This is a genomic window from Bradyrhizobium denitrificans (assembly GCF_013179005.1).
Lineage (GTDB): Bacteria > Pseudomonadota > Alphaproteobacteria > Rhizobiales > Xanthobacteraceae > Bradyrhizobium > Bradyrhizobium denitrificans.
This window is the reverse complement of the sequence record NZ_JABFDP010000067.1, coordinates 1-8,936: the sequence shown is the minus strand read 5'-3', so window position 1 is coordinate 8,936 and position 8,936 is coordinate 1. Positions and strand designations below refer to the sequence as shown.

Sequence of the window (8,936 nt, the reverse complement as noted above, 5' to 3'; positions counted from 1 at the left end):
GGATTGACAAACCAAGGCCCGTTACAGAAGCCCGGATGAGCCTCCGCTTGCGCGCTTCAGGGCGCAGGCGGAGGCGACATCCGGGGTCTCACGCGCCGCGTCGGTGAACCCGCATGTCGCTTGCGCTCATGCGGGTTACGCGGGCTACTTGGATCCGCTCAATCCTTGAACGGATCGAACTCGCCCTCGCCGGCCATCACCACGGCGAACGGCCGCAAGGTGTGCACGACCTTCACCGAGCCGGCGTGCTCGGCCAGCACCTCGGGCAGACGGCGATAGGCCATCGGGCTCTCGTCGAGATCGGCGCCGATCAGGGTGACGCCGCGGCTCTGCAGCCATTCGTCCATCTCCACACGCGTGAAGCGGCGCTTCGCCTCGCGCCGTCCGAACAGACGGCCAGCACCGTGCACCGTCGAATACAGCGAGGCTTTCGCCTCCTCCGACTCGACGCCCTCGATGATGACCGCGTCGTCGCCCATCGAGCCGCCGACGAAGCCGCGCTGGCCCGGAAAGGCCGGCGTGGCGCCCTTGCGCACCACCCACAGATCACGCCCGTCGTGGGTCTCACGCCAGGCGTAGTTATGGTGGTTGTGCACGCTGTCGGTGACCGCGCCGCCGATGATCTGGCGCACGCGCTCCACCACCCACTCGCGGCCCGCATAGGCATAGCGCCCGGCGAGCTGCATTGCGGCGATGTAGCGCTGCCCGATCTCCGACTCCTCGTCGACGACGGCGGGCGGCACGTTCATGCCGTCCTTGCCGCCGGCGGCCTTGAGGTAGCGCGTCGCCGAAGTGTGGCCGAGGCCACGGCTGCCGAAATGCACGCCGACCCAGACGAAGCCTTTCTCGTCGCGCACCAGATCGACATAGTGGTTGCCCGAGCCGACCGTTCCGAGCTGCGCCACCGCCTTCTGCCGGTAGGCGTCCATGTCGGACTCCCGCCAGGCATCGGTATCGTCGAACAGCTCGTGCTCGACACGCTCAGCATTCTTGCGGCCAACGCCGAACGAGATCACCTTCGACACGTCCTTGATGATCGTGCCGACCTTGTCCTCGATCGCGGTGAACTGCGTGTCGAGCCGCACCGCCATGTTGCCGCAGCCGATGTCGAAGCCGACGCCGGAGATGCTGATCTGCTTCTCATAGGCGATCACGCCGCCGACCGGCTGGGCGTAGCCGAGGTGACCGTCGGCACAGATCACGCCGGCGACAGCATTGCCGACGCTCATGCAGTTCTTCATCTGCGCGATGGTTGCCTCCTCGTGGCTCCCGAACACCTTCAGCGGGCTGTTCTGATACTGCGCCGCCTGCGGCCGGCTCGCGACCGTATCGGCCAGCGTCTTGGCCTCGCGCGCGAGCTGCTCCTTGCGCGCGGCGTCGCGGAACGTGCACCACAACGGCATCGCGCGCTGCCCGGGCCGCTCGATCCGCGCATCCGGATCGAGCCCGGCCTCGATGGCCAGCTCTCGCGCACGGTCTTTGTAGGGATCGGCTCGCATCGGATCCTCCTCATCTCGCTCATGCATGACACGACAACGCCAACAGGCGCAGCCGCGATTGACGTCACACGGCCCCGGGGCCGGATGACCAATTATGCAGAGAGATGATTTTGAGGATGCTGTCCCGCGAAGGGAGGTCGCCCAGTGGATCGTCTCTCTGGCCTCGAAGGCAGAGGGACGGACCGCTGCCTCAATTATGCTGCTGGTTGATCGGTGCGTAGCAGCGCGGCGCTTGCGGAGACCGCCGGCACGCGCACGAACAGATCACGGCGGCCGCAATGCGGCAGCGCGATGGTCTGCATCAGTCCTGCGTTCGGGTTCGGCATGGCTCTCTCGCTGCGGATGTCCGCTGACGAATATTGGCGCGTGCTCTTACAGGATTTATTGAATTTGTAAAGTGAGACGCGCGTGGCGGACATTTCATCGTGCCGATGTGGCATCGTCGGCGCACATCACGGGCGATCGTGGTTATGGATTCCGGGGGCAGCCGCGTAGCGGGTTCATCCGAAATAATGAGACCGAATTTACGACGATGCCAATCCGCTCCATCATCTGACGAATTAGAACCATTCACCATCCACGATCGCGGGATGGCATGCGCCCCGTAGCCCGCATCAGCGCAGCGACATGCGGGCTCACACGCGCGCCGCGTGAGACCCCGGATGTCGCCCACACCGCCGCTTTCGGTCGGCGGCGAGGGCTGATCCGGGCTACGCGGCGGTCACCGCTCCAGCTCCGCGTCCCAGTACAGATAGTCCTGCCAGGTGTCGTGCAGGAATCGCGGCGGGAACAGGCGCTGTGCTGCCATCAGCTCGTGCCGCGTCGGCTCGAACGGCGGCCGCCGCGGCTTGAGGTGGCGCCGGTCCTTGCGCGCGTTACAGGGACTGCAGGCGGCAACGATGTTGGTCCACGATGTCTCGCCGCCATCGGCGCGCGGCACCACGTGATCGAACGTCAGCTCGCCATGGAGATAACGGCCGCCGCAATATTGGCACGTGAAGCGATCGCGCAGGAAGACGTTGAAGCGCGTGAACGGCACGCGCATCGCCGGCCTGACATAATCGCGCAGCGCGATCACCGACGGCAGCCGCATCGTGACGCTCGGGCTGCGAACGACGCGATCGTATTCCGCGACGACAACGTGAGATTCGCTGACGACAGCCTTGATCGCGTCTTCCCAGCTGAACACCGAGAGCGGGAAGTAGCTCAGCGGCTGGAAGTCGGCGTTGAGAACGAGAGCTGGATGAGGCACTGACATCGTCGACCTCCTTTGCATTGAACCGTAACGAGATTCGTTGGCGCGCGGATGACGGTCCGGACGCGAGCGATCAGTCGGGCGCCGACGGCGCGCCGGCGGGCCCGACCCGGTTGATGTAGTCGAGATAGATCTGCCGGGCGCGTGCCTCGGTGACGCCGCGGCACGACATCACGATGCGCACGAAGGCTGTCGCCACCGGCGAAGCCAGCAGGCGCGCAATGTCGCAAGTGTCGATGTGTTCGCTGCTTGTCCGGGTCATCGGACCCTCCGCTCGATGGTGCGGAGGGTGAGGTCCCGCCGCTGTTATGCTCTTGTTGGAATCCGGGGTCCCGACCAGGTCAGGACCGTCAACAGACCTTTCGGACCTTGACAGGCGACACGCATGCCCGACCAATCGCCCGACCGATTAAACGGTCGTTCGTTGGTGGCGGCGTTCGCGAGATGTGAGCGTAGGCTCAACACGGTCGTGGTCCTCAAGAGCGCGCCGACAATGGCGGCGGTCATTGCGATGGGGCAGAGCTATGCGCAGATTTCTTTGCAGCCGTCAAGCTGCAGGCGAATCACAACGCCGCCGCGACATCTGTCCGGCGCCGACACTCCCCTCCCCAGCACTGTCCCTGATAAGCGTCGCCGACGCGACTGGCGTCGCGTCAAAGTCCCACACCCCGTCGAGAGCCCGCGCGCTTTGGCCCGTCACGGAATGCCGACCGAAGAACGCGTGTGCGCTCAGTCGATGCGGGCGAGGACGGCGAGCTTGCGGATGCCCTTGTTCTTGTAGGCATCGAGGAAGGCGTAGTAGTCGCGGAACGACACGCACCCGTTGGAGTCACCGTTCGGTCCGAGCATGAAGGTATGCGCCAGCAGGCCGTTACGGCCATGGATGGCGTCCTCGCCGCCGATCGGGTTCAGCCGCAGCGCCGGCACGCCATGGAACAGCGCCTCGCGCGGCTTGAGCTCATAGATGTGCGGCGGCGTGACGCCGCGCATCTTGATCTTTTCCGAGTGCGGATTGTCGAGGTTCTCGCCCAGGCCCGAATGCGCCTCGAGCTTGGTGCCGTCCGGCAGGTAGACCGCCTTGGCCGAGATGTCATAGACCGCGGTGCTCAGATCATAAGGCGGACGGCCGCCTCTGGTGGGGTCCTTGGCCATCGTCGCGGTGATGTTGGAATCAGCCGAGGCATAGGCCAGCAGACCGCCATCCTGGTTCTCCGGCTTGCCCCAGAGCTTCTCCTGGATCGAATGCCGCTCGCCGGCGATCGACAGCACCGCGGCCTTCGCGCGCTCGGTCATCGCCCGCAGCGAGAAGCCGTCCTTTGGCCCATTGGCCTCGGCTGCCTGGGCAGGCGTGGCGGCCTGCGGCTGAGCCGTCGGCTTGGCATTGGTGTTGGCGAGCGCCAGCCGCATCGGCGGGCGGGCGTCCTTCTTCGGGGCCTCGGCGACCTTGGCGGGCTCGGCCGGCTTCGTCTCTGCCTGCTTGGTCTCCGCTTGCTTTGTCTCAGCTTGCTTTGTCTCAGGCTGAAGCGGGGCGGCCTCGGCGAACTTCGGCAGCGGCGGCGCGCCAGCGGCTGCATTGGAGGCGACACCCTGTGGCACGGCCGCGCCAAAGCGGTCGTTGAACATCTGCGGAGTGATCGCTGCGACGCTGGTCACCGGCGCCGATTGCGGGAAGGCGGAGAACGCGTCGCTGACGGCATCCGACGCGCTGCGCGTGGCCAGCCGCGGCGCCGGACGCACGACCGGCTCATCCTGCTCGATACTGCCCAAGGTCGGATAGGCATCGGCCGCGATGATCTTGGTGTAGACCGTCACAGCGCAGCCCCCGATCAGGCATGCGATTGCCGCGCCACCGATCAATTTGTGAGAGAACGCTGTCAGGGAGGACTTCCTGCGGTTTCGTGCGGCCAACGCAGCTCGACTGTTACTCATCACTCACGCCCGAACGAAGACTTGACTATTCGGCTCGATGCGTCGCGGGTTACCACTTGCATCTCGCAGAAGCACAGAGCTTCATTAAGGCGACTTTTAGTTAAATGCTGATTAAGTTTTGGCGAATTAGGGGCGAGTTAACCATGAAGGGTTGTTTTGCCGGAAAACAGGGCAGAAACAGGGCAAAACGACCGTGAGCCCCCAGAAAACCGCCCGGACAATTGCGGAGTCGCGGCTGTTTTCTGTCCCAGAGCATTCATCAGAAGCCACCGGTCTCGTTAACCAATGAGCCAGCGCGGCGGACACCAGCGATCGGCTCTCGACAAGCGGCGACAGTCGCGGAGCCATGACGACGACGGCCGCGCGGGGGACCATCCGTAACAATCCGGAGTCCCGGAGCTGCGACCAGCCGCGGCAATATGGTAGTGAACGATTCCCAACAACATTCCGTCGGCAATCGTATTGCGTCCGCCCCTGCCGCGACCATTGAAGAGGCCCTCATGCAGACCGCCGACCGCAAGCTTGCCTTTGTGCTCGCCGCCACCAATCACGGCACCATGATCGTCAACCGGCTCGACTATCGCATGGTCGACGCCAACCGAGGCTACGGCGTCGGCTATCAGATGCTCGAGACCGGCGCCTTCGATCCCGCCGAGATCCAGCTCGCGGTCCGCATGCTCGGCGTGCGTCGTCGTCATTATGGTGATGGCGCGGTCGCGATCGATTGTGGCGCCAATATCGGCGTCCACACCGTCGAATGGGCGAAGGCGATGACCGGCTGGGGATCGGTGCTCTCGATCGAGGCACAGGAGCGCATCTACTACGCGCTCGCCGGCAACATCGCGATCAACAACTGCTTCAACGCGATCGCCATCCACGCGGCAGTGTCCTCGGAGGGCGGCGTGCTCGACATCCCCAGCCCGAACTATCTGACGCCATCGAGCTTCGGCAGCCTCGAGCTCCGCCAACGTCCCAATACCGAATTCATCGGCCAGGCCATCGACTACGCCAACGACACCGTGCAGGTGCGCAGGCTTCCGCTCGACGATTTCAACCTGCCGCGCTGCGACCTGATCAAGCTCGATGTCGAGGGCATGGAGCTCGAGGCACTCGAAGGTGCTGCGGCGACGATCGAGCGCTGCGCGCCGATCATGCTGATCGAGAAGATCAAGACCGATGCGGAGGCGCTGCGGCAATGGCTCGATCGCCGCGGCTACAGAATCGTCGACGCCGGCATCAACATGGTCGCGATCCATGGGCAGGACAAGGCGCTGCCCGACATCATTCCGCAGCAGGCTTGAGGCAGGTCAGCGCTGCAGCTCCGGCGGCGGCGTGCGGTCGAGGACCTCGCGCTGCGGCCGGCTGACCGCATAGAATGCGTAGGTCTCGATCGTCAGCGGGCCGCGCCGGCGTTCGGCTTCGCCGATCTTGGCAATCGCGGCGAAGGTCTCGGTGACGTAGAACCGCAGGCCGATCTGCGCCTCATCGACGAACAATTGCGTGCCTGAAAGCTGTCGCGGATCGGGCTCCGGAAAATTCACCCAGCGGATGCGCTGGATCGGCTGCAGCACGCAGGTGCCCTTCGGGAGATAGAACGACAGCCACGCCGTGGTGCCATAATCCATCGCCAGCACGCAGGACGCGCCGGCGCGCTTGCGCGCGTCCTCGACCGCGGCGGCCAGTGGCTGCCAGCCGACACCGACGCTGCGCACGGTCGCATCGCGCCGGTAGCCTGACAGCCAGCCGGTATTGGCCTGCACGATCAGCGCGACGAACATCACGATGCCGGCGGGCGCGGCCCAGCGCAGGCAGAACGCCACGGTGCGCTGCTCGCGCGGGTGCCAGACGACGAGGTGCGCGGCGGCGGCCGCCGCCACGACGAACGCCGGATAGATCGGCGCGAACCAGTTCGCCTCGACCCTGGCATGCAGCGAATGCCAGCAGAAATAGGCCACGATGAGCCAGACCATGGCTTCGACCAGCACGCGCGCAGGCGCCTCGCCTGCCTGGCGCCGCGCGAGTCCATACAGCCCCATGACGCCGAGAATGAAGACCAGCGGCGTTGCGAAGGCGAACTGGGTCGGGATCAGCTCAGCGATGTAGACGGGACGGAAGTCCTCGATCCGGGCACGGCCGAGCTGCTTGATGAACGACACCCATTGATGATCGGCATTCCACAGGATCACCGGCGAGAAGATCGCAAACGCCAGGAGGCCGCCGAGATAGGGCCAGGGCGACGCCAGCCAGGGCCGCAGCTTCGGCACCGCCACAAGCCAGATCAGGATGGCCGCGCCGAAGAACATCGCGGTGTATTTCGACAGCAGCGCCGCGCCGACCGCCGCACCGACGGCGAGCCACCAGACGCCCCTGCCGGTCTCCAGGACCTTGGCGCAGAAGAACAGCACGAAGCTCGATGCCACCAGCAGCGGCGCATCGGGCGTGACGATCAGGGTGCCGACCGCCGCCATCAAGGTGACGTTGAGCAACAGCGCCGCAGTCGCGGCCGCCCGCACGCTGCCGAACAGGATCTCAGCACTGCGATAGACCGCGTAGGTCATCGGCAGACCGAGCAGGACCGAGACCAGGCGCACGCCAAGCTCGCGGTCGCCGGCGAGCAGCGTACCGAGCCGGATTACCCATGCGACCATCGGCGGGTGGTCGTAATAGCCGCCCGCCAGATGCTTCGACCACATCCAGTAATAGGCTTCGTCGAAGGTGATCGGCGTGACCGCTGCGGCGATCAACCGGAGCACGACGAGGCCCGCAACGGTCAGCCAGACATTACGGACGAAGCGGGCGTCGTCGGCGCCTGCCGCAGGGGTCATCGCTTGCGCCAGACGAACAGTCCGGAGATGGCGTAATTCCAGACCACGCCCATCAGCGCGCCGGCCGCGCCCGCCAGCCACCAGATCGGCTCCTGATCATAGACCGAGAAGGCGACACCGACATTGGCGAGCAGGCCGACCGAGCAGACCAGATAGAACATCAGCAGGCCGCGCAGGATGGCGAGACCCTTCAGCCGCTGGTCCCGATAGGTGAGGAAGTTGTTGAGGATGAAGTTCGAGGTCATCGCGACGAAAGCACCGAGCGCCTGCGCTTCCGCGAACGGCAGGTCGAACAGATTGAGACCGAGAAACAGCGTGGCGAGATGCACGACCAGGCCGGTGCCGCCGACCATCGCGAACAGCAGGAAGCGCAGCGACACCACGTCGTTGGTCATCTTGGCAAGGACGAGACCGAGGAAGTCGAGCGCGACCATGGAATCGAGCTTGCTCTCGCCATGCAGGCGCGAGCCGAACGTATAGGGCACCTCGACGGTGCGCAGGCCGCCCTCGGCGCTGGCGATGATGTCGAGCAGGATCTTGAACCCTTGCGTCGACAGCTTCGGCGCGATCTCCTCGAAGCGATCGCGGCGGATCATGAAGAAGCCGCTCATGGGATCGTTGACCTCGACCTTGAGCGCGCGCCGCGCGATCTCGGTGGCGAAGGCGCTGGCCCCGGCCCGCTTGCTGTCGAAGCTCGCGGCACTGCCGCCCTCGATATAGCGGCTACCGACGACCAGTTCGGCCGCGCCACTCTGAAGCAGCGCCAGCATCTTCGGCAGTTGGGTCTCGTCATGCTGCAGGTCGGCGTCGATCACCGCCGCGAACGGCGCGCTGGCGGCAAGAATGCCCTCGATGCAGGCGCCGGACAGGCCGCGGCGGCCGATGCGGCGGATACAGCGCACACGGGGGTCATTGCGCGACAAGTCACGCACCACCTGCCAGGTCCCGTCCGGGGAATTATCGTCGACGAACACGACCTCCCAGGGAACATCCTTGAACGCCGTCTCCAGCCGCCGGTACAGCGTGGTGACATTGTCGCGCTCATTGAAGGTCGGGACGACCACCGAAACGATCGGAATATCAGAGGGTTGCGGCGACACAGGCGGGGCCGGTCTGAGGGCTTCGTTCATGGTGCGGATGCGTATATCTGCCGCATCCCACACTGCCAAGCGCCACAGCCGACGGGAGGTGCAAAAGACCGGCCTGTGGTGCCGCCTTGCACCGCCCCAATGCGGGCGCCACAAATGCCAACGACCACAAACAAAGGGCGCGCGTACATCCGGCGCAACCGCTCTGCCGTGGTCGTCTCGGTGCCGGAGCCCCAAAGCTCGACGTCACCGTCTCTCTCTAGATGGGGTGCCCCGGCCGGATTGCAAGGGCCGAAACGGCCTAGGTTCTGTACTCATAAATGGATTCCGTTAGCTGACG

8 protein-coding genes are annotated in these 8,936 nt (G+C 65.2%); 1 reads left to right on the top strand and 7 read right to left on the bottom strand.

Going from position 1 to position 8,936, the window contains the following annotated elements; all coding sequences use genetic code 11:
• Window positions 1-158 precede the first annotated feature (158 nt).
• The 5 genes from HL671_RS37605 to HL671_RS37590 all read right to left on the bottom strand — a co-directional run bounded on the left by HL671_RS37605 (window position 159) and on the right by HL671_RS37590 (window position 4,683).
• Window positions 159-1,499 (bottom strand): RtcB family protein, encoded by a 1,341-nt coding sequence (locus tag HL671_RS37605; protein ID WP_172244187.1) that lies wholly within the window; start codon window positions 1,497-1,499, stop codon window positions 159-161.
• A gap of 194 nt (window positions 1,500-1,693) precedes the next feature.
• Window positions 1,694-1,825: a hypothetical protein gene (locus HL671_RS38870; protein WP_283813116.1), complete on the bottom strand. Its 132-nt coding sequence runs from the start codon at window positions 1,823-1,825 to the stop codon at window positions 1,694-1,696.
• A gap of 395 nt (window positions 1,826-2,220) precedes the next feature.
• The gene (locus HL671_RS37600) at window positions 2,221-2,757 is read right to left on the bottom strand and encodes an HNH endonuclease (protein ID WP_012045240.1); all 537 of its coding nucleotides are present in this window, start codon (window positions 2,755-2,757) and stop codon (window positions 2,221-2,223) included.
• A gap of 70 nt (window positions 2,758-2,827) precedes the next feature.
• Window positions 2,828-3,016: a hypothetical protein gene (locus tag HL671_RS37595; protein ID WP_041750873.1), complete on the bottom strand. Its 189-nt coding sequence runs from the start codon at window positions 3,014-3,016 to the stop codon at window positions 2,828-2,830.
• A 467-nt stretch (window positions 3,017-3,483) separates the two neighbouring features.
• On the bottom strand, window positions 3,484-4,683 hold the full coding sequence (locus HL671_RS37590; protein WP_172244184.1) for a DUF2778 domain-containing protein: 1,200 nt from the start codon (window positions 4,681-4,683) through the stop codon (window positions 3,484-3,486).
• A 500-nt stretch (window positions 4,684-5,183) separates the two neighbouring features.
• Here HL671_RS37590 and HL671_RS37585 point away from each other — a divergent pair, with 500 nt between their 5' ends.
• Window positions 5,184-5,984 carry an FkbM family methyltransferase gene (locus HL671_RS37585; RefSeq protein WP_172244181.1) on the top strand — a complete coding sequence of 267 codons (801 nt, stop codon included), beginning with the start codon at window positions 5,184-5,186 and terminating at the stop codon, window positions 5,982-5,984.
• A 6-nt stretch (window positions 5,985-5,990) separates the two neighbouring features.
• On the opposite strand, the gene HL671_RS37580 is transcribed toward HL671_RS37585, so the two are convergent.
• Complete coding sequence (locus HL671_RS37580; protein WP_172244178.1) at window positions 5,991-7,508, bottom strand: glycosyltransferase family 39 protein; 1,518 nt, start codon at window positions 7,506-7,508, stop codon at window positions 5,991-5,993.
• Window positions 7,505-8,638 carry a glycosyltransferase family 2 protein gene (locus HL671_RS37575; RefSeq protein WP_012045244.1) on the bottom strand — a complete coding sequence of 378 codons (1,134 nt, stop codon included), beginning with the start codon at window positions 8,636-8,638 and terminating at the stop codon, window positions 7,505-7,507. Before HL671_RS37575 ends, HL671_RS37580 begins: the two co-directional genes overlap by 4 nt.
• Window positions 8,639-8,936 lie beyond the last annotated feature (298 nt).